The organism is Aquabacterium sp. (assembly GCF_014378415.1).
Classification (GTDB): domain Bacteria; phylum Pseudomonadota; class Gammaproteobacteria; order Burkholderiales; family Burkholderiaceae_C; genus Aquabacterium.
On sequence record NZ_JACMNS010000204.1, the window covers coordinates 15,252 to 34,682 of the forward strand.

A 19,431-nucleotide genomic window follows, 5' to 3' on the forward strand; every position below is an offset into this window, starting at 1 on the left:
TCTCCTAGTCTGGGGCAGGTGCTCAGCCCAGCAGGGTCTGGGCCACGATGTTGCGCTGGACTTCGTTGGAGCCCCCGTAGATCGTGGTCTTGCGGTAGTTGAAGTAATTGGCGGCCAGTGGCGCGGCGTGCAATGCGCCACCGGGGAATCCGCCCGCGAAGTACTGGTCACCTTGCCAGCCGGCCTCCATGGCCTCGAACAAAAACGGCACGGCATAGGGGCCGGCGGCCAGCATCATCAGCTCGGTGTAGCGCTGCTGGATCTCGCTGCCTCGGATCTTGAGCAAGCCTGCCACCTCCAGGGCGCTCTTGCCACCTTTCTCGGCACCGAGCACGCGCAGCACCATCATCTCCAGCGCCACGATGTCGACCTCTAGCAAGGCGATCTGGTCGCGAAAACGCACGTCGTCGTAGACGCCTTCGGTGACCGCGATGCGCTTGAGGCGTTCCAGCTCACGCTTGGCCCGGTTCACATCGGCGATGTTGGTGCGCTCGTGAGCCAGCAGGTATTTGGCGTAGGTCCAGCCCTGGTTCTCCTGGCCCACCAGGTTCTCGATTGGCACCTCGACGTTGTCGAAGAACACCTCGTTGACCTCGTGCTCGCCATCAATGGTGATGATGGGCCGCACCGTCACGCCAGGCGATGTCATGTCAATCAGCAAAAATGAAATGCCGGCTTGCGGCTTGCCCTCGAAATTGGTGCGCACCAGGCAGAAGATCCAGTCGCCATGCTGGCCCAGCGTGGTCCAGGTCTTCTGGCCATTGACGATGAACTGGTCGCCTTTGCGATCGGCGCGGGTCTTGACCGAGGCCAGGTCTGAGCCCGAACCCGGCTCGCTGTAGCCCTGGCTCCACCACACATCGCCGCTCATGATGCCGGGCAGGAAACGCTGGTGCTGCTCGGGCGTGCCAAAGGCCATGATGACGGGCGCCACCATCACGGGGCCAAAGGGCACCACGCGTGGCGCACCGGCCAAGGCGCACTCTTCTTCAAATATGTGGCGCTGCACGGCGTTCCAGCCCGGGCCGCCAAACTCTTTGGGCCAGGCCCAGCCATGCCAGCCTTTGGCGCCCAAGATGCGCGCCCAACCCTGCTGGTCGGCCTTGTCCAGCCGCAAGGCGTTGTGAACCTTGTGCGAGATGTGGGCCGGCAGATTGGCGCGCACCCAGGCGCGCACCTCGTCGCGGAAGGCCCGCTCTTCAGGCGTGAAATTCAGGTCCATGGGCAAGCCCTCCGGCTCAGTTCAGGGTTCAGTACCGCTTGGTCAGCGTCAGGGTGTCGTTGTCCCGCTTCATCTGAAAGCGTGACAGAAAACTGTTGCCCAACAAAATGTAGGGCATGGATTGAGGCAACACCGCTGCATCCACATTGAAGATTTCCACATCCTGGATGCGCACGCTGGCCAGCTTGACGCCGTAACCCGTGACGATGCCATTGGCCGTGCTGCCTTGAAAACGTTCGCCATCCTGGTATTTGATGCCCATGCGCTGGGCCTCGGCCACACCCATGGCGATGGTCGTGGCGCCGGTGTCCACCATGAACTGCGTCGCCCTGCCATTGATCGTGCCCTGCGACATGAAATGCCCGCCCGACGCCGCCGACAGCACGATCTGCGTACCCGTGCCGCCACCGCCCGAGCCGCCCACACTGATCGGCGCGCCGCCCAACAACACGGTCTGGCGCACGCCCTTCAGCTCGATCACGGTCTTGTCACCATTGACACTGATCACCTTGACGCCCTTGAAGGTGTCACCCACCCCCACGGCCTTGGGCGGGCTGCCATCCACCACCAGCAAAGCCTTGCTGCCCATCCCACCGGTCATGGCCACGCTCTGCGCCTGGGCCGTTGACGCCCAGGTGAGCGCGATCAAGGCAGACACGGCCAGAACATGGCGCAAAGACACAAACATGGTGGTCGGGGTGGTCAAAAAATGTCTCCCTGTGGGCGGTGCGGCCGCCCTGGTCAAAAAATCAGTCGCGGAAATTGTCAAATGACAAAGGCGCCTCGGTGATGTCCTTGCGGATCAGTGCCATCGCCGCCTGCAAATCATCGCGCTTGGTGCCTTGTACCCGAATGCTGTCGCCCTGGATGCTGGACGTCACCTTGATCTTGCTGTCTTTGAGCAGTTTGTTGATTTTCTTGGCCAATTCGGCCTCAATGCCGGCCTTGACGGTGATAACTTGCTTGACTTTATCCCCGCCTATTTTTTCAGGCTTGCCCACGTCCAGGAAACGAGCATCCACGTTGCGCTTGCTCATCTTGAGCGTCAAAACGTCGCGCACCTGGTCGAGCTGGAAATCGCTGTCGCCGAACACGGTGATCTCTTTTTCCTTGATCTCGATCTTGGCGCTGGTGCCCTTGAAATCGAAACGTGTGACGATTTCTTTGGTGGTCTGATCGACGGCATTGCGCACTTCAACCAGGTTGGGATCTAAAACGGTGTCAAAACTGGGCATGAAAAGTCTCCTGTGGTCTGCGAAAATTCTGCCATGCACTTACCCCTAGCGGTCGACCGAGGCGCCAGCCTCAAACCCTACAACACCTTTGGCCTGCCTGCCGTGGCAAGCACGCTGGTGCGCATCACGTCCGAGGCCGACGTGCGCAAGGTCGTCGACAGCCCTGAATTCGGCCGCGCCCGCAAGTTCATCCTGGGCGGCGGCAGCAACCTGGTCCTCACCCAAGATGTGGACCTGTGTGTGCTCAAGATCGAAATCATGGGCAAGCGCCTGCTGGAAACCCGCGATGATGCCTTCATTGTCGAGGTGGGCGCTGGCGAATCCTGGCACGACACCGTCGCCTGGACGATCGACCAAGGTTTGCCCGGCCTGGAAAACATGGCCCTGATCCCCGGTACGGTGGGCGCCTCGCCGGTGCAGAACATTGGCGCTTATGGCGTCGAATTGCAAGACCGCCTGGAGTCCGTGGACGTGGTCGACCTGACCACCGGCCGCACCGTGACCCTGGGCGTGGACCGCTGCCACTTCTCCTACCGCGACAGCGTCTTCAAGCGCGAACTGGCGGGTAAAACCGTCATCACCAAGGTTCGCCTGAAATTGCCCCGCCCCTGGAAGCCCTTGCTGGGCTACCTGGAGCTGGAGCGCAAGATTGCCGAGACCGGCATCACCCAACCCGATGCGCGCCAGATCTTCAACTGGATTTGCGAAATCCGCCGCGCCAAGCTGCCCGACCCGGCCGTGATCGGCAACGCCGGCAGTTTCTTCAAGAACCCCGTGGTGACGGCCGAGCAATGCCGCGACATCATCGGCCGCGACCCGGAGATCGTTCACTACCCCTTGCCCGATGGCAGCTTCAAACTGGCCGCTGGCTGGCTGATCGACTCGTGCGGCTGGAAGGGCAAATCCATCGGCCGCGCCGGCGTGTATGAAAAGCAAGCCCTGGTGTTGGTCAACCGGGGAGGGGCCATCGGTGCCGAGGTTTTGACCCTGGCGCGGGCCATTCAAGAAAGCGTGTACGGCCGATTCGGCATCCGGCTGGAGCCCGAACCCGTGGTGGTGTAGGGCCGCATCTCCCGCATTGTGGTGACCCAGGCCTTCACATAAGCTTGCTCGAATCACAAAAAACGGGTGAGACGTGTTTGAGCGCCCGTTGCGGGATGAGATGGTTGTAGGTCTTCATGTAGCTCATGAGCGTCGCCTCCAACTCGGCTGCTGAAGCGAATCGAGTCTGACTCACGACCTCACTGATTCGGCCGTTGAAACGCTCGACCATGCCGTTGGTCTGTGGATGGCCTGGTGGACACAGGCGGCGCTCAATGTTGAGTGGCTTGCAACGTACGTCGAACTTGTGGCGTCCCGTTGGCTGACGCTTTTTGCTGGTGAAGCGGTCGGTGAACTGGCTGCCAGTGTCCGTGAGCAGCTTGATGATCTTCATGGGCGCTGTTTGCTCCAGCCGGCTCTCTCCTTACCAGGCCTTGCTTGCTGCCGTGTTGTCCGCCATCGGCATGACGCAGGTCTGGGCCATGCTGTTGGCTACAGGCTTTTGGTTCGCGCCCACCGCCTACATGCTGACCGCGCTACTGGCCTACCCGTTCTGGAGCTGGCGCCGGCTGGAAATCACCACCGAATTTCTTGACGCTGAAATTCTGCGCTTGGCAGCCACGACCACCATCCCCGCCGAGGCCTCACTGGATCAGCACATCCCCCGAGACCAGGTGGAGCGGCACATCGCAACGATCCAAGGGGCCAACGTCCATCTTCAACAAGCCCAGTAGTTGCTGGTCAATACCTTGAAGGCCATGCCAGAAGCCGTGCTGGTGGTTGATGGCAGCGGACAGGTTCGCCAGGTCAATCCGCAACTCGGCACCCTGCTGAACAAAGCTGCCTTGAACACCCTGCCAGGCCAGATGCTGGACACACTCCTGGGCATGTGGATGCCTACCGACACACCGTGCTGGTCATGCTGCTGGAACGCGCCCTGGCCGAAGAGCGCGGCCTCATCACCGAGGTCTACGGCACTTTGGGGCAGCACCTGCTGGCCCGCATCGCCCCCTTGCCCTCTGCCGCCCACCAACCGCCCTGGCTGGTGCTGTGCCTGCCCCAGGTGGCCGAGCAAGCCCTGAAAGAGGTGGACCTGCAGGCCCAGGTCAAGGACATCACCCTGGCCAAGGATTTGGCACCCGCGTGGGCGCAGGTGCTGCCGCTGGACACCTCGCTGGTACTCCGGGCGCTGGTCAACCTGCTGAACAACGCGGTCAAGTTCAGCCCCCAGGGCAGCGAAGTGCACTTGCGCCTGGCGCCCACAGAAGGCTTCTGGGTGATCGCCGTGATCGACCAGGGCCCCGGCATCCCTCCCGCCGAACTGAAAAAACTGTTAAGGCGCTATGAACGCCTGGAAACCAACACGCCCGCGCACGTGGGGCTGGGCCTGGTGTTCATCGACACGGTCGCCACACGCCACGGTGGACGTGTTCAGTGCACAGCGAACACGGGCAGTGCTCTCGCTTTGAATTGTGGCTGCCAAGCCGCGGATCTCCCTAGATGCCGCCTCCCAAGAGATTGACGCTACGCCCGCCTCAAAACCCAAGCCCAAAACCGTCAAGAAGAACTGACCTTCGGAACCGCCCATCATGAAGACCCCCTCCATCCGACTCGCTGGCTTGGCTGGCGCCTTGTTGCTGATCAGCGGCCATGCCGGCGCCGCTGAGTTCAACCTGTATCTCAGTTGCCAGGGCAAGCTGTCGGCCGGCAAGCAAAGCAAGGCAGCCACGCTTGACCTGGCCATGCGCGACAACAACACCACGGCCTTGATTCAAAAGGCCAATGTGTTGCCCGTGGGTGAGCGCCTTCGCTACAGGGCCTCGCAGGTGTCTTACACGCTGCTGTACAAACTGCCCCTGCCCGGCACCGAGTACTACAACGACTGGGTGCACGGCCAATGAATTGTCTGGCAGCCCAACCTTAAAAAGCTGGCCACCATTCGCCTGTCCATCGACCGGCAAAGCGGCGAGCTGGAAGGCGAACTGCTGGACCACAACGACGCCTCGCTGGGCACGCTCACCATGGCGTGCGAACCTCAGTCGATGGACGAGGTGCCCGAACCGCGCTTCTGATCAGCCTTTGATCAGGATCAGCCGAAATGGCAGATGTAGTGGTAGGCCTCGCCTTCCACTTTGATCTCGAACGACGAGTCGCCGGGCACGTTGTAACTTTCGCCCGGGCCGTAGGTCGTCCAGTCGCTTTCGCCCTTGAGCTTGATGCTGCAATGGCCGGCCACGGTTTCCATGATCTCGGGCGCGCCTGTGTTGAAGGTCAAGGCGGCAGGCAGGATCACGCCCACACTCTTGCGCGTGCCATCGGCCAGGTTCACGGTGTGCGACACGCACTTGCCATCGAAGTAAACATTGGCCTGGGTGCTGACGGTGCCTGCCAGGGTGGTGGTGGTCATGAAGAAATCTCCAGATGAAATCAGTGAAGGGTGACCACCGATGGGCGGTCACCCGGATCAATCACGCCAATCAAGCGGCCTTTTTGGCGGCGGGCTTGGCCGCGGTGGGCTTGGCGGCAGCTTTCTTGGCCACAGCCTTCTTGGCAGCCGTTTTGCGGGCCACCGACTTGTCGGCCTTGGCTTTGGCTGTGGCCGCGCGCTGGGCGTTCACGTTGGCCCCAATGCGCAGGCGCAGGGCGTTCAGCTTGATGAAGCCGGCCGCGTCGGCCTGGTTGTAAGCGCCGCCATCGTCGTCGAAGGTCGAGATCTTGGCGTCGAACAGGCTGTCGGTCTTGGACTCGCGGCCCGTGCACAAAATGGTGCCCTTGTACAGCTTGAGCTTGACCGTGCCGTTGACGGTGACCTGGCTGGCGTCGATCAGGCCTTGCAGCAGTTCGCGCTCGGGGCTAAACCAGTAGCCGTTGTAGATCAGGCGGGCGTAACGGGGCATCAGGTCGTCCTTGAGGGACAACACTTCGCGGTCCAGCGTGATCGACTCGATGGCGCGGTGGCCCGACAGCAAAATGGTGCCGCCCGGGGTTTCGTAACAGCCACGGCTCTTCATGCCCACGTAGCGGTTCTCAACCTTGTCAAGGCGGCCGATGCCGTGCTTGCCGCCGATTTCATTCAGCTTGGTCAGCACCGTGGCGGGCGACATCTTCACGCCGTCGATGGCGACCACGTCGCCCTTGGCGTAGGTCAGCTCGATGATTTGCGGCTTGTTGGGGGCCTTCTCGGGCGAGACCGTCAGGCGCCACATCGACGCTTCAGGCTCGAAATTCGGGTCTTCCAGCACACCGCCTTCGTAGCTGATGTGCAGCAGGTTAGCGTCCATCGAATAAGGCGCGCCGCCCTTGCGCTTCTTGAAATCGACCGGGATGCCGTGCTTGTCGGCGTAGGCCAGCAGCTTTTCACGGGACAGCAGGTCCCACTCGCGCCAGGGGGCAATCACCTTCACGCCGGGCATCAGCGCGTAGGCGCCGAGCTCGAAGCGGACTTGGTCGTTGCCCTTGCCGGTGGCGCCGTGGCTGATGGCGTCGCCCTTGGTCTTGCGCGCGATGTCGATCAGGCGCTTGGCGATCAGTGGGCGGGCGATGGAGGTGCCGAGCAGGTATTCGCCTTCGTACAGCGCGTTGGCGCGGAACATGGGGAACACGTAGTCGCGCACGAACTCTTCGCGCAGGTCTTCGATGAAGATGTTCTCGGGCTTGATGCCCATCTTGATGGCCTTGGCGCGCGCTGGCTCGATCTCTTCACCCTGGCCGATGTCGGCGGTGAAGGTGACCACTTCGCAGTGGTACTCGTCCTGCAGCCATTTCAGAATGATGGAGGTGTCCAGACCGCCTGAATAAGCCAGGACGACTTTCTTGACTTGGGGGGCTGCGGCGGCGATGGGCTTGACGGCGGGCTTGACGGTCTTGGACATGGTGATGAATGGCGATTGAGACAACCGCACATTTTAGGCGCCCTGCAGGGCGGAAGTCTTCACCGATCTTTACGCAATTCACAAATCAACCCTGTCCACCTGCCTTGACTGAGCGCCGTTGAAGGCTCAAGGTCGACGCCATGGTCGGCCGCCAATGGAGAGATCACATGAACCACCGCCCCACCCTGAGCACCGTGCTGGCCCTTGGCTGCGCACTGGCCACGGGCGCCGCCACCGCCGGCCCCCGTGTGGGCTCCGTCATCGGCACCCCCAGCTCGACCTCGCAAACCGTGCAGGCCAAAGTCATCTCGGCCACACCGGTGATCGCTCAGGTCACCGTGCCCCGCCAGGTGTGCCAGGATCAGCTGTACCAGGATCCTGCACGCTCGTCGGGCGCCGGGGCGTTGCTGGGGGCCATTGCGGGTGGCGTGATGGGCAATGCCCTGGGCAAGGGCGGCGGCAGGGCGCTGGCCACAGGCGCTGGCTTGATCGGCGGCGCGGTGCTGGGCGACCACATCGAGAACAACGGCCGCCAAGGCACCACACGCTCGGTGCGCCAATGCCAACAGCAGGCGTCCTATGAAAACCAGGTGGTGGCCTATGAAGTAGTCTACGAATACGCGGGCCAGCGTTACAGCACCCAGATGGACCACGAGCCTGGCCGCACCATCCCCCTGGATGTGACGGTCAGCCCCGTTGGTTACGCCGCCCCAGTGGCCGCCGCCCCACAACCCGCGCCCTACTACGACCCGGGTGTGGGCCCGGCCACGTACTACGCGCCCAACCCGCCGGGCGTGGTGATTTACGGTGGCGCGCCGGCCCCAGGTTGGCGCGGTGATCGCGGTGATCGCGGTGATCGCGGTGATCGTTTCTACCCCGACCGTGGCTGGCACCGCTGGGATTGATCAGCCTTCGCCGTAGACGATCTGGGCCTGGCCTAAGGGCATCAGCTCTTTGAAGCGCGCCAAAGCCTGATCACTGGGATACACCCGCGCTGATTCGCCCAAGTCCAGCTCACCCCGGGCCGCCAAATCAGCGGCCTGGCGCTCAACCACCACGCGGATCGGCAAACCCTGGAGGGTCTCAGCCTGACCAGGCTGGGGCAAGGCCACACGCCGCGCCGGGAACTCGCGCAACACGTCGGCCACGGGCAAATGCTGGCTCTTGGCAGTCACGCGCACGAAGCGGGCGAAGCGGCAACGCGCCGCCGCCAGGCTCATCACCTGCTGCACATTCAGACGCAATCCGCCCGAGAAGCGATCGGTCTGCACCTTGCCCGTGATGATCACCAGTTCGTCGTCCTTGAGCAGCTCCTTGTTGGCATCCATCGTGTCCTGGTTGGCCACGGCTTCGATGCTTTCGCTCTTGTCGTCCAGCTTGAACAAACCAACACGCCCACGCGCGCCATTGATGACGCGCAAGTCGCTGATGATGCCGGTCACCACCTGCACCTCGCGGCTGTCCTGCAGGTCGGCGATGCGTTGCTTGGCGAAGCGGCGCACCTCGGCTTCCGCCTCGTCGAACAGATGGCCCGACAAGTAGAAACCGATGGCGGTTTTTTCCAGCGTGAGCTGCTCCTTCAAACCCCAAGGTTCGGTGGGCACCAGGTCGGGCTCGTTGGTCGAGGCCGCGTGCGAATCGCCAAAGTCAAACAGGCCGCCTTGGTCGGCATTGGCCAGTTGGGTGTCAGCGTAGTCAAAGGCCAGGGCAACGCTGGCCAACAAGCTGGCCCGGCGGGGCTCCAGCAAATCAAAGGCCCCGGCCTTGATCAAAGCCTCGACCACGCGCTTGTTGACGCGCGAACGGTCGACCCGCGCGCAAAAATTGAAGAAGCTGGTGAAGGGCCCGCCTTCGTTGCGGCAGGCCACGATGGCCTCGATGGCGCCCTGCCCCGTGCCCTTGATGGCACCCAGGGCATAGCAGATGGTCTTGTGGTCAATCGGCTCGAACTTCCACGCGCCCGCGTTCACATTGGGCGGCGTGAAGGTGATGTTGAAATTCTGCGTGGCGTCGTCGTGGAAGATCTTGAGCTTGTCCGTGTCGTCACTCGACACGCTCATGTTCCCCGCAAAAAACTCTGCCGTGTAATGCACCTTCAGCCAGGCCGTGTGGTACGCCAGCAAGGCATACGCGGCGGCGTGCGACTTGTTGAAGCCGTAGCCTGCGAACTTCTCCATCAGGTCGAAGATTTCGTCGGCCTTGGCGGGCTTGATGTTGTTCTTGGCCGCACCCTCCGCGAAGATCGTGCGGTGCTCGGCCATCTCTTCCAGCTTCTTCTTGCCCATGGCCCGGCGCAGCATGTCGGCGCCGCCCAGCGAGTAGCCACCCACCTTCTGGGCCACCTGCATCACCTGCTCCTGGTACACCATGATCCCGTAGGTTTCCTTGAGCACCTCGGCCATCAGGGGATGGGCGTACTCCACCTCTTCACGGCCGTGCTTGCGCGCGCAGAACGAGGGGATCAGGTCCATGGGACCAGGGCGGTACAAAGCCACCAGGGCGATGATGTCCTCGAAGACGCTGGGCTTGGCGTCGCGCAACATGCCTTGCATGCCGCGTGATTCGAGCTGGAACACGGCCACGGTCTTGCCTTCGGACAGCAGGCGGTAGGTGGCCGCGTCCTTCAGGGGAATCTTGGCGAAGTCGAAGTCCTTCTGGTCCGGGTGCCGCGCGATGATGAAGTCCTTGGCGGTCTCCAGAATCGTCAGCGTGGCCAGGCCCAAAAAGTCGAACTTGACCAGGCCGATGGCCTCGACGTCGTCCTTGTCGTATTGCGACACCGCGCTGTCACTGCCCGGCTGCATGTACAGCGGGCAGAAGTCGGTGATCTTGCCGGGCGCGATCAGCACACCCCCGGCGTGCATACCGATGTTGCGCACCATGCCTTCCACGCGCATGGCCAGGGTCAGCAGCTCGGCCACTTCTTCTTCGGCGGCCTCGCGCTGCTCCAGCTCGGGTGCTTCCTTGCGGGCGTAGATCACGCCAGGGTCAGGGACGGCGGGCACCCGGGCCAAGGTGACGCTCTTGCCAGGTGGCGCCGGGATCAGCTTGGCGATGCTGTCGACGTGGCCATAGCCCATGCCCAGCACGCGGCCCACGTCACGCAATGCGGCCTTGGCCGCCATGGTGCCGAAGGTGGCGATCTGACTCACCGCTTCGCGCCCGTACTTGTCCTTGACGTAGTCGATGACGCGGTCGCGGTTGCCCTGGCAAAAGTCGATGTCGAAGTCGGGCATCGAGACGCGTTCGGGGTTAAGGAAACGCTCGAACAGCAGGTTGTACTGCAGCGGGTCCAGGTCCGTGATCTTCAGCGCGTAAGCCACCAGCGAGCCGGCACCCGAGCCCCGGCCCGGTCCCACCGGGCAACCGTTGTTCTTGGCCCAGTTGATGAAGTCGGCCACGATCAGGAAGTACCCCGGAAAGCCCATGTTCAGGATCGTGTTGATCTCGAATTCGAGCCGATCGACGTACTCTTTGCGCCTGGCCTCGCGCGCCGCCTCGTCCGGGAACAGGTGCACCAACCGCTCTTCCAGGCCCTCGAAGGACAGCGCCCGGAAGTAGTCCGACATGGGCATGGGCTTGCCCTGGTCCGGCCCGTCTTGCAGGATGGGCGTGGGGAAGTTGGGCAGTTGCGGCTTGCCCAGCACCAAGGTCAAGCTGCAGCGGCGCGCGATGGCCGCCGTGTTGGCGACGGCCGAGGGGATGTCGGCGAACAGCGCCTCCATCTGCGCTTGCGTCTTGAAATACTGCTCGCGGGTGAACTTCTTGACCCGGCGCGGGTTGCCCAGGGTCTCGCCCTCGGAAATGCACACACGCGCCTCGTGCGCCTCGAAGTCATCGGGCGTTAAAAACTGCACCGGGTGCGTGGCCACCACCGGCAGGCCCAGGCGCGAGGCCATGGGCACAGCGGCGCGGAGGTAGGTCTCGTTGGTACCATGGCCCGAGCGCTGCAGCTCAATGTAAAAGCGCCCTTCGAAGATGCCGCCCAGGCGCTGGGCCAGCACTTGCGCTCGCGCCAGGTCGCCCTGCGTCAAAGCCTGGCCGATGACGCCCATTTCGGCGCCCGACAGCGCGATCAATCCGCCCGATTTGGCCTGCAGATTGGCCCAACTGACCGTGGCGTGCGTGCGCGGGCCAGGGGCTGTCCAGGCATCGCCCAACAGCTCGCTCAAATGCAGGTAGCCCTGGCTGTTCTGGATGAGCAGCAGCAAACGCGAGGCAGGCCGCTGGGGCTCGTCGGCCTCCAGCCACACATCAGCCCCGATGATGGGCTGAACGCCTTTTTTGCGCGCGGCTGAATAGAACTTGACCGCCCCGAACAGGTTGCTCAGGTCGGTGATGGCCAGGGCGGGCTGGCGGTCGTCTTTGGCGGCAGCCACGAGGTCGTCGATGCGAAGGGTGCCATCGACGACGGAAAACTCGGTGTGGGTGCGCAGGTGAGTGAAGGGCATGGGGGGATTGTAAGAAGCGCCTTTCGTAGAATCGCGCCCATGGCCCAGATCCTGAACATTTCCGCGTACAAATTCGTCACCTTGCCCGATGCTGCCCAGTTGCGGGATCAGGCGATGGCCTTGTGCCAGGCTTCAGGCCTGAAAGGGACCATTTTGCTGGCCGAGGAAGGGATCAACCTCTTCCTGGCGGGGCCTGAACAGGCCGTGCGCGATTTGGTGGGCTGGCTGCGCACCGATCCGCGCTTTGACGACCTGCGCCCGAAGGAAAGCTGGTCTGAGGCCGTGCCTTTTCACAAGATGCTGGTCAAGGTCAAGACCGAGATCATCCGCATGAACCACCCCACCATCCGCCCGGATGTGGAGGGGGCCGAAGGCCGCGCCCCAGCGGTGGATGCGCCCACCCTGAAACGCTGGCTGGACCAGGGCCACGACGACGAGGGCCGCGAGGTGGTCACGCTGGACACGCGCAATGGCTTCGAGGTCGATTTCGGGACGTTTGAAGGCGCGATCGACTGGCGCCTGGGCAAATTCAGCGAGTTCCCGGACCAGTTGCTGGCCCACAAGGCAGAACTGCAGGACAAGACCGTGGTCAGCTTTTGCACTGGCGGGATCCGCTGCGAAAAGGCGGCGCTGTTCATGGCCGAGGCCGGCCTGGACCACGTCTACCAGCTGGACGGCGGCATCCTGAAGTACTTCGAGTTGGCCGGCGGCGAGCACTACCAGGGCAGCTGTTTTGTGTTTGATGAGCGCGAAGCGCTGGGCGCAGATTTGACGCCCAACGAACGCTGAGCCGTCGTCAAAAGATCAGGGCGCCGGGGCATCCAGCAAGGCCATCAGCCCCCGATACGGCAGCAGATTGGTCCTCACCACCTTGTCGATCGGCTCCACAAACCCATCCTGCATCCAGCGTGCGGCCAGCAGCACGTTCATGCCGATCATGCCTTCGGCCAGCAGCTCCAGGCTGAGGTCGGGCAAGTCGGCGGCGGGCACCATGCGGCTCAGGTGGAATTTGAGCAACTCGGAGTAGTCGCGCGCCGTGGCCCCACTGAAGGCCGCCACTTCGCTGTCGATGCCCAAAGAATCGACCAGCATGATCCGGCCACGGCGGGGATCGTCGCGGATGAACTCCAGGAAGACGCGGATGGCGGGCTCCAACAGGCCCAGCGGTGTCTGCTCGGCCTGCGCCATCACCGCCAAGGTCTTGGCCATCAGCTCTTCGCGCAAATGCGCGTACACGGCGATGAACAGCTGCGGCAGCGTCTTGAAGGATTCGTAGAAGTAACGCTCCGTCAGGTGCGCGGCCACGCACACCTCGCGCACGGTTGCGGCGTGGAAGCCCTTCGTGCCGAACACCTCGATGGCGCCGTCGATGAGCTTGACCCGCCGCTGGCGCTGGCGGTCCTCGGGCAAGACGCCACCATAGCGGCGCTTGTTCGGGGGGTTGGTGTCAGAAATTAGTCCGTCCATAGGGATCACTATATTGACATGGATCATTGTCAAAGTTAATCTGACATGATTCTTTGTCACAAAAACGGATTTGAGAAGTCGCATGAACCCGAACTCCAACCTCGCTCACAAGCCCAAAGCCGATGCCCAGACTGCCCCCATCCAGCGCCACAAGATCCTGGTGATCGGCACCGGTTTCTCCGGCCTGTGCATGGGCGTGAAGCTGCGTGACATGGGCGAAAACGACTTCGTGTTGCTGGAGCGCGCCGACGACGTGGGCGGCACCTGGCGCGACAACACTTACCCGGGATGCGCCTGCGATGTGCCTTCGCATTTGTATTCGTTCTCGTTTGAGCCCAACCCGAACTGGTCGCGCATGTACGCGCCCCAACCCGAGATCTACGCCTACCTCAAGGGCGTGGCCACCAAGTACGACCTGCTCAAGCACATCCGCTTCAACGCCAACCTGTTGAGCGCGCGCTACGACGATGCCCGCAAGCTGTGGTCGGTTGAAGCCGACGATGGCCGCCTGTTCGAGGCCGAGATCCTGGTCTCGGGCATGGGCGGCCTGAGCAACCCCGCCGTCCCCAACCTCAAAGGCCTGGACAAGTTCAAGGGTGCCACCTTCCACTCCGCCACCTGGGACCACGACTACAACCTGGTCGGCAAGCGCGTGGCCGTGATCGGCAGCGGCGCCAGCGCCATCCAGTTCGTGCCCAACATCGCGCCCAAGGTCGACCACCTGTATTACTTTCAGCGCACGCCGCCCTGGGTCGTGCCCAAAGACGACCGCCCGATGTCGCCGCGCGAACAGGCCGACTTCAGTGCCAACCCCTGGCGCCAGCGCTGGGAGCGCACCAAGCTGTACTGGACGATGGAGCTGCGCTTCCTGGCCTTCAAGTTCAAGCCCGAGTGGATGGGCCTGGTGGCCAAGGTCGCCAAGCGCAAGATCGCCCAATCCATCAAGGACCCGGTGCTGCAAGCCAAGCTCACGCCCGACTACACGCCAGGCTGCAAACGCCTGCTGATCTCGAACGACTACTACCCGGCCCTGGCCCGCACCAACGTCGAGGTCATCACCGAAGGCATCCAGGAAATCACGCCACGCGGCGTGGTCACCAGCGATGGTGTGGAGCGCCCGGTCGACGCCATCATCCTGGGCACTGGCTTCAAGGTGCAGGACCCGATCCCCCGCAAAACAGTGTTCGGCAAAGGCGGCATCGACCTGGCCGACGTTTGGAAAAATGGCCCCGAAGCCTACCTGGGCGTGGCCGTGTCGGGCTTCCCCAATTTCTTCATGCTGATGGGCCCCAACACCGGCCTGGGCCACAACTCCATGGTCTTCATGATCGAGTCGCAAGCGCACTACATCGTCAGTGCGATCAAGGCCATGAAAGAGCACGGCATCAAGGCGTTAAACGTCAAGCCAGAAGCACAGGCACAGTTCATCGACAAGGTGCAAAACGAGTTGCAGCAAACCGTGTGGAACTCGGGCTGCAAGAGCTGGTACGTCGATGACAAGGGCCGCAATTCCTTGCTGTGGCCAGGCTTTACATTTGCGTACCGCTTGAAGACGCGCCACTTCAATCTTTCGAAATACACCACGGACAAAGCATGAGCATCCAAGCAGTCATCGCCAACCTGATTCTTCGTTGGCAGTTCAAAAGCAAGGGCCGTGGTCCGATCGATGTCCCCAAAGTCCGCCACATGATCACCAAGGCGGCCAGCCGATACCCCGCGCCGCCGAAAGAGGTCAAACACACGCCAGTGGCCGCCAAAGGCGAATCAAGCCTGTGTGCCGCCGAATGGCTGAGCGTGGCCAACCCACAGCGCACCGTGCTGTACTTCCATGGCGGCGGTTACTTCTTCTGCGGCCTGGACACCCACCGCCCCACCTGCTCCTACCTGGCCCGCAGCGCCCAGGCACGCGTGCTGTCGGTCGACTACCGCATGGCCCCCGAGAACATCTTCCCCGCCGCCGTCGATGACGCCGTGGCCTGGTGGAAAGAGCTGCTGAACCAGGGCATCTCGCCCAAGAGCGTGGTCTTCGCGGGCGACTCTGCCGGTGGTGGCCTGGCCTTGGCCTGCCTGGTGGCCTCGCGCGACCAGGGCCTGCCCATGCCCGCGGGCGCTGTGCTGTTTTCGCCCTGGACTGACCTGTCCTGCTCTGGCGAAACCATGAAGACCTTGGCCGACGCCGACGTGATGTTCAACCCCGAATCATTGCCCCAGGCCGCCACCTTCTACCTGGCTGGCCAATCGGCGACCCACCCACTGGCCTCGCCGCTGTTCGCCGATCTGAAGGGCCTGCCGCCTTTGATGATCCATGCCAGCAAGCACGAGATCCTGCTGTCCGACTCGACCCGCCTGCACGACCGCGCCTTGCAGCAAGGCGTGCAAAGCGAGATTCACCTGAAGGCCAAGATGCCGCACGTCTGGCCCACCATGGTGATGTTGCCCGAAGGGCGCCAGAGTCTGAAAGAATCCGCCCAGTTCATCACCCGCGTCACGACCGGAGCCTGACCGCCATGAAATCCTTCAAGAACAAAGTCGCCGCCATCACCGGTGCCGCTTCGGGCATGGGCCGCACCCTGGCGGTCGAGCTGGCCAGCCGTGGCTGCCACCTGGCCCTGAGCGACGTCAATGAAGCCGACTTGGCCAAGACGGCCGAGCTGGCGGGCGTGCATGGCGTCAAGGTCACCATCGCCAAGCTGGACGTGGCCAAGCGCGACGATGTCTTCGCCTGGGCCGACCAGGTCGCCCGCGACCACGGCCGCGTCAACCTGATCTTCAACAACGCAGGCGTGTCGCTGACGGTGCCGGTCGAGTCGTGCAAGATCAGCGATTTTGAATGGATCATGGGCATCAACTTCTGGGGCGTGGTGCATGGCACGCAGGCTTTCCTGCCGCACTTGAAGGCCTCGGGCGATGGCCACATCATCAACACGTCCAGCCTGTTCGGGCTGATGTCCATCCCCAGCCAAGGCACCTACAACGCCAGCAAGTTCGCCGTGCGCGGCTACACCGAATGCTTGCGCATGGAGCTTGAAATGGAGGGCGCCAGCGTGAGCGCCACCTGCGTGCACCCTGGCGGTATCGCCACCAACATCGCCCTGGCCGGCAAGATCGACCCGGCCATGGAGAAGGTCACGGGCGTGAGCGTTGAACAGCAAAAGCGCCGGGCCAACAAGATGATCAACACCACCACCGCGCAATCGGCGGCGTTGCAGATCCTGGCGGCTGTTGAGAAGAACCAACGCCGCGTGCTGGTCGGCCCCGATGCCAAGTTCCTCGACAAGTTGGTGCGACTGCTGGGCGCCAGCTACCAAAGCCACGTGATCCGCTACGTGAAGCGCATGAACAAGCCCCGCCAGCCAGTGCGCGCCACCAGTTGATGCCTGCATGACCTGGCTCAATCGCGTTTGGTGGAGCTGCGTGCTGCTGGGCCTCGGCCTGGCCATCGCCGTGACCGTGTCCTGGGAGCCGGATCGCCAGATCGGGCCACTGGTGGCCAAATGGGCCAAGGAACCCTCCACCTTTGTCGAGCTGGACGGCATGCAGGCCCACATCCGCGACACCGGGCCGCGCAACGACCCGGTGCCCATCGTGCTGCTGCACGGCATGGCCTCCAGCCTGCACAGCTGGGAAGGCTGGCAGCAGGAGTTACAAAAAACGCGGCGGGTCATCTCGGTTGACTTGCCCGGTTTTGGCCTGACTGGGCCCAGCCCCCAAGGCGAGTACCACATTGATGCCTACACGCGCTTCGTGCTGCGCCTGCTGGACTCGCTGGGCGTCAAGCGGGTGGTGCTGGTGGGCAATGCCCTGGGCGGCGAAGTGGCCTGGCAAACGGCCATCCTGGCGCCCGAGCGCGTGCGCAAGCTGGTGCTGGTCGACTCCGACGGCTATGCGCAATCGGCGCTGTCCATGCCCGTCGGGTTTCGGATCGCCAGCGCGCGCAGTTGGCGCTGGATCGCAGAACGGATCCTGCCGCGTGCCGTGGTCGAGTCCAGCGTGCGCAGCGTGTTTGGCGACCCCAGCCGAGTCACGCCCGAGCGCGTGCAGCGCTACTTTGAACTGGCCCTGCGCGTGGGCAATCGGCGCGCGCTGTTCCAGCGCATGGACCAGGCGCAGTGGGGTGCCAGCTCGCACATGATCCGACGCGTGCAACAGCCCACGCTGGTGCTGTGGGGGCTGAAGGACGGCATGGTCTCGCCTGCCAACGGGCCGCAGTTTTGCCGTGAAATCCAGCACTGCACGCTGGTCACGTTTCCCAAGCTGGGCCACATCCCGCAAGAGGAAGACCCTCAGCAGACCTTAAACGCAGCCCTGCCATTCCTGGCCCAGTCAGGCACGGCCACCACCCCATAGTTCAGGCCGCGGCGCGCCAGCGAGCTTGCTGGATGACCGAGGCCACCACCTTGGCCAGAATCTTGTCGTAACCCGCGCTTTTGAGCGCACCGGCCTCGTCGAAAGCCTGGTCGGCCTGCGAAATGCCCAATTGCTCAGGCACGACCACCATCGCGAAATTCGTGCTCAAAAAGGTGCGCACGATGGGCAAGGCCCGGATGCCGCCCAGCGCGCCTGGCGAGGCCGCCAACAAGCCCACCGGCTTGCTGACCGTGGTGGCCGCACCGCCAGGGTGGCCCTCACCTTCCGGCACGGTCGACAGCCAATCAAAGCTGTTGATCAGCAAGGGGGTGGGCAAGGCGTTGTACTCAGGGCAAGCCAGCAGCAAGCCATCGTGCGAGGCGAACAACTCGCGCAGCTTCAAAGCCCCGGGCGGCACGCTGTGCTGGGCATCCCAATCGGCATGGAACAAAGGCAGGTCCAAAGCGGCCAGATCGACCGAGGTGGTCTGGGCGCCCAAAGCCTGCGCCTTGTGCCCGGCCAGGTCGGCCAATTGGCGGTTGTAGGAGCCTTTTCGGGCACTGCCAGCAATCACCAGCAGGCGGACAGGAGCGAGGGCGTTGGTCATGGTCATCCAGTTAATGCAAATCGTTCGTTCATCAAAGCGAATCGTCGGATCATGCCGGGAATTTGGCGAAAAGCCGCTACCCTTGGGGCATGTTCAGTTATCGACACGGCTTCCACGCGGGCAACCATGCCGATGTGCTCAAGCACATGGTTTTGGTGCAGCTGCTTTCGCACCTGCTTCTCAAAGACAAACCTTTCTGGGTCATTGACACCCACGCCGGTGGCGGGGTCTATGACCTGACCAGCACCTACGCGGCCAAGAGTGGTGAAGCACTCGACGGCATCGTCAAGGTCTGGCAAGCGCGCAACGCGCCCGACCTGCCCCAGGGCGTGGCCGACCTGCTCGAGCAGATCCGCGCCACCAACACGGGCGACCGCCTGGACTGGTACCCGGGCTCGCCGCAGATCGCCGCGCAAATGCTCCGCGAGGGCGACCACCTGCGCCTGTTCGAACTCCATCCCAGCGAGGTCAAGAACCTGCAAAACCACTTCTCGTCGGTCAAGCGCGGCGTGAGCATTCAGGCGGCTGATGGCTTTGGCGGCCTGAAGGGCTGCGTGCCCCCGCCGCCGCGCCGTGGCCTGGTCCACATGGACCCGTCCTACGAGATCAAGGAAGACTACCGCCGCGTGGTGCAGGCCCTGAAAGACAATGTGCCGCGCTTTTCCACGGGCGTGTACGCCATCTGGTACCCCGAGGTCGCGCGCCGCGAGTCCAATCAGTTGCCGGCGCAGCTCAAGCGCGCCGCCAGCGAGCTGTCGGTCGATTGGCTGCACGCCACCTTGCGGGTCAAGGGCGCCTCGAAAGACGGCCTGGGCCTGCACGGCAGCGGCATGTTCGTCATCAACCCGCCGCACACGATGTACGACTCGCTGGCCGAGGCACTGCCCTGGCTCGTGGAAACCATTGGCATCGACGAGCACGCCGCCTACTCACTGGAAGTTCAGCAGCGCTGACATCGCGTCACGCAGATCAGGCGGCCAGGTCGAACACCAGCACTTCGGCCGCCTGGCCTTGCTCCACCTTCAGGCCGGCCTCGTCCTCCAGCAATAAGGCATCGCCGGCTTCCAGCGTTTCACCATTCACCACCACCTGGCCGCGTGCCACATGCACATAGGCCTTGCGCGACGAGTCCAACACCAGCACGGCCTGCTCGTCGCCATCGAACAAACCCACCGACAAGGTGGCATCC

General features: G+C 63.2%; 19 protein-coding genes and 2 pseudogenes. 11 read left to right on the top strand and 10 right to left on the bottom strand.

The genetic code is table 11. From position 1 onward, the window contains the following. Positions 1-22: 22 nt before the first annotated feature. Genes H7225_RS17435 through H7225_RS17445 form a run of 3 tightly spaced genes read right to left on the bottom strand, consistent with a single transcriptional unit; the run spans position 23 to position 2,457 of the window. The gene (locus tag H7225_RS17435) at positions 23-1,222 is read right to left on the bottom strand and encodes an acyl-CoA dehydrogenase family protein (protein WP_290664130.1); all 1,200 of its coding nucleotides are present in this window, start codon (positions 1,220-1,222) and stop codon (positions 23-25) included. A gap of 28 nt (positions 1,223-1,250) precedes the next feature. Further along, positions 1,251-1,928: a retropepsin-like aspartic protease gene (locus H7225_RS17440; RefSeq protein WP_290664132.1), complete on the bottom strand. Its 678-nt coding sequence runs from the start codon at positions 1,926-1,928 to the stop codon at positions 1,251-1,253. 43 nt (positions 1,929-1,971) lie between these two features. Beyond that, positions 1,972-2,457, bottom strand: coding sequence for a YajQ family cyclic di-GMP-binding protein (locus H7225_RS17445; RefSeq protein WP_290664134.1), 486 nt, complete (start codon positions 2,455-2,457; stop codon positions 1,972-1,974). A gap of 33 nt (positions 2,458-2,490) precedes the next feature. On the opposite strand from H7225_RS17445, the gene murB reads away from it, so the two are divergent. Further along, entirely contained in the window at positions 2,491-3,519 is a 1,029-nt protein-coding gene (murB, locus tag H7225_RS17450; RefSeq protein ID WP_290664136.1) for a UDP-N-acetylmuramate dehydrogenase, read from the top strand. A gap of 61 nt (positions 3,520-3,580) precedes the next feature. On the opposite strand, the pseudogene H7225_RS17455 reads toward murB, so the two are convergent. Next, a pseudogene (locus tag H7225_RS17455) lies at positions 3,581-3,916 on the bottom strand (integrase core domain-containing protein); the annotation flags it as partial. On the opposite strand from H7225_RS17455, the gene H7225_RS17460 reads away from it, so the two are divergent. From H7225_RS17460 to H7225_RS17470, 3 genes are all read left to right on the top strand, one after another. Then, complete coding sequence (locus H7225_RS17460; protein ID WP_290664138.1) at positions 3,891-4,232, top strand: hypothetical protein; 342 nt, start codon at positions 3,891-3,893, stop codon at positions 4,230-4,232. The pseudogene H7225_RS17455 and the gene H7225_RS17460 overlap by 26 nt on opposite strands. A 185-nt stretch (positions 4,233-4,417) precedes the next feature. Next, positions 4,418-5,020, top strand: coding sequence for an ATP-binding protein (locus tag H7225_RS17465; protein ID WP_290664166.1), 603 nt, complete (start codon positions 4,418-4,420; stop codon positions 5,018-5,020). 67 nt (positions 5,021-5,087) lie between these two features. After that, positions 5,088-5,399: a hypothetical protein gene (locus H7225_RS17470; protein WP_290664140.1), complete on the top strand. Its 312-nt coding sequence runs from the start codon at positions 5,088-5,090 to the stop codon at positions 5,397-5,399. Positions 5,400-5,587: 188 nt separating this feature from the next. On the opposite strand, the gene H7225_RS17475 is transcribed toward H7225_RS17470, so the two are convergent. Next, positions 5,588-5,905 carry a pyrimidine/purine nucleoside phosphorylase gene (locus tag H7225_RS17475; protein ID WP_290664142.1) on the bottom strand — a complete coding sequence of 106 codons (318 nt, stop codon included), beginning with the start codon at positions 5,903-5,905 and terminating at the stop codon, positions 5,588-5,590. 70 nt (positions 5,906-5,975) lie between these two features. Then, entirely contained in the window at positions 5,976-7,370 is a 1,395-nt protein-coding gene (locus H7225_RS17480; RefSeq protein WP_290664144.1) for an argininosuccinate synthase, read from the bottom strand. A gap of 167 nt (positions 7,371-7,537) precedes the next feature. Here H7225_RS17480 and H7225_RS17485 point away from each other — a divergent pair, with 167 nt between their 5' ends. Next, the gene (locus tag H7225_RS17485) at positions 7,538-8,275 is read left to right on the top strand and encodes a hypothetical protein (protein ID WP_290664146.1); all 738 of its coding nucleotides are present in this window, start codon (positions 7,538-7,540) and stop codon (positions 8,273-8,275) included. Here the strand turns inward: H7225_RS17485 and dnaE are convergent, their stop codons facing one another. Beyond that, positions 8,276-11,821 carry a DNA polymerase III subunit alpha gene (dnaE, locus tag H7225_RS17490; RefSeq protein ID WP_290664148.1) on the bottom strand — a complete coding sequence of 1,182 codons (3,546 nt, stop codon included), beginning with the start codon at positions 11,819-11,821 and terminating at the stop codon, positions 8,276-8,278. Positions 11,822-11,860: 39 nt separating this feature from the next. Here dnaE and H7225_RS17495 point away from each other — a divergent pair, with 39 nt between their 5' ends. Beyond that, positions 11,861-12,610, top strand: coding sequence for a sulfurtransferase (locus tag H7225_RS17495; RefSeq protein WP_290664150.1), 750 nt, complete (start codon positions 11,861-11,863; stop codon positions 12,608-12,610). 15 nt (positions 12,611-12,625) lie between these two features. On the opposite strand, the gene H7225_RS17500 is transcribed toward H7225_RS17495, so the two are convergent. Further along, positions 12,626-13,288 carry a TetR/AcrR family transcriptional regulator gene (locus H7225_RS17500; protein WP_290664152.1) on the bottom strand — a complete coding sequence of 221 codons (663 nt, stop codon included), beginning with the start codon at positions 13,286-13,288 and terminating at the stop codon, positions 12,626-12,628. A gap of 82 nt (positions 13,289-13,370) precedes the next feature. Between H7225_RS17500 and H7225_RS17505 the strand changes: the two genes are divergently transcribed. The 4 genes from H7225_RS17505 to H7225_RS17520 are packed head-to-tail and all read left to right on the top strand — an operon-like array spanning position 13,371 to position 17,635. After that, complete coding sequence (locus tag H7225_RS17505) at positions 13,371-14,885, top strand: NAD(P)/FAD-dependent oxidoreductase (protein ID WP_290664154.1); 1,515 nt, start codon at positions 13,371-13,373, stop codon at positions 14,883-14,885. Further along, a complete protein-coding gene (locus H7225_RS17510) occupies positions 14,882-15,790 on the top strand; it encodes an alpha/beta hydrolase (protein WP_290664156.1) in 909 nt (302 codons plus the stop codon). Before H7225_RS17505 ends, H7225_RS17510 begins: the two co-directional genes overlap by 4 nt. 5 nt (positions 15,791-15,795) lie before the next feature. After that, positions 15,796-16,662 (top strand): SDR family oxidoreductase, encoded by an 867-nt coding sequence (locus tag H7225_RS17515; protein WP_290664158.1) that lies wholly within the window; start codon positions 15,796-15,798, stop codon positions 16,660-16,662. 7 nt (positions 16,663-16,669) lie between these two features. Then, positions 16,670-17,635: an alpha/beta hydrolase gene (locus H7225_RS17520; protein WP_290664160.1), complete on the top strand. Its 966-nt coding sequence runs from the start codon at positions 16,670-16,672 to the stop codon at positions 17,633-17,635. A gap of 1 nt (position 17,636) precedes the next feature. Here H7225_RS17520 and H7225_RS17525 read toward each other — a convergent pair whose 3' ends face one another. Then, positions 17,637-18,242 carry an NAD(P)H-dependent oxidoreductase gene (locus H7225_RS17525; protein ID WP_290664162.1) on the bottom strand — a complete coding sequence of 202 codons (606 nt, stop codon included), beginning with the start codon at positions 18,240-18,242 and terminating at the stop codon, positions 17,637-17,639. A gap of 89 nt (positions 18,243-18,331) precedes the next feature. Between H7225_RS17525 and rlmJ the strand changes: the two genes are divergently transcribed. Then, entirely contained in the window at positions 18,332-19,195 is an 864-nt protein-coding gene (gene rlmJ / locus H7225_RS17530) for a 23S rRNA (adenine(2030)-N(6))-methyltransferase RlmJ (protein ID WP_290664164.1), read from the top strand. Positions 19,196-19,211: 16 nt separating this feature from the next. Here the strand turns inward: rlmJ and H7225_RS17535 are convergent. Beyond that, positions 19,212-19,431: pseudogene (locus H7225_RS17535) on the bottom strand (quercetin 2,3-dioxygenase); the annotation flags it as partial.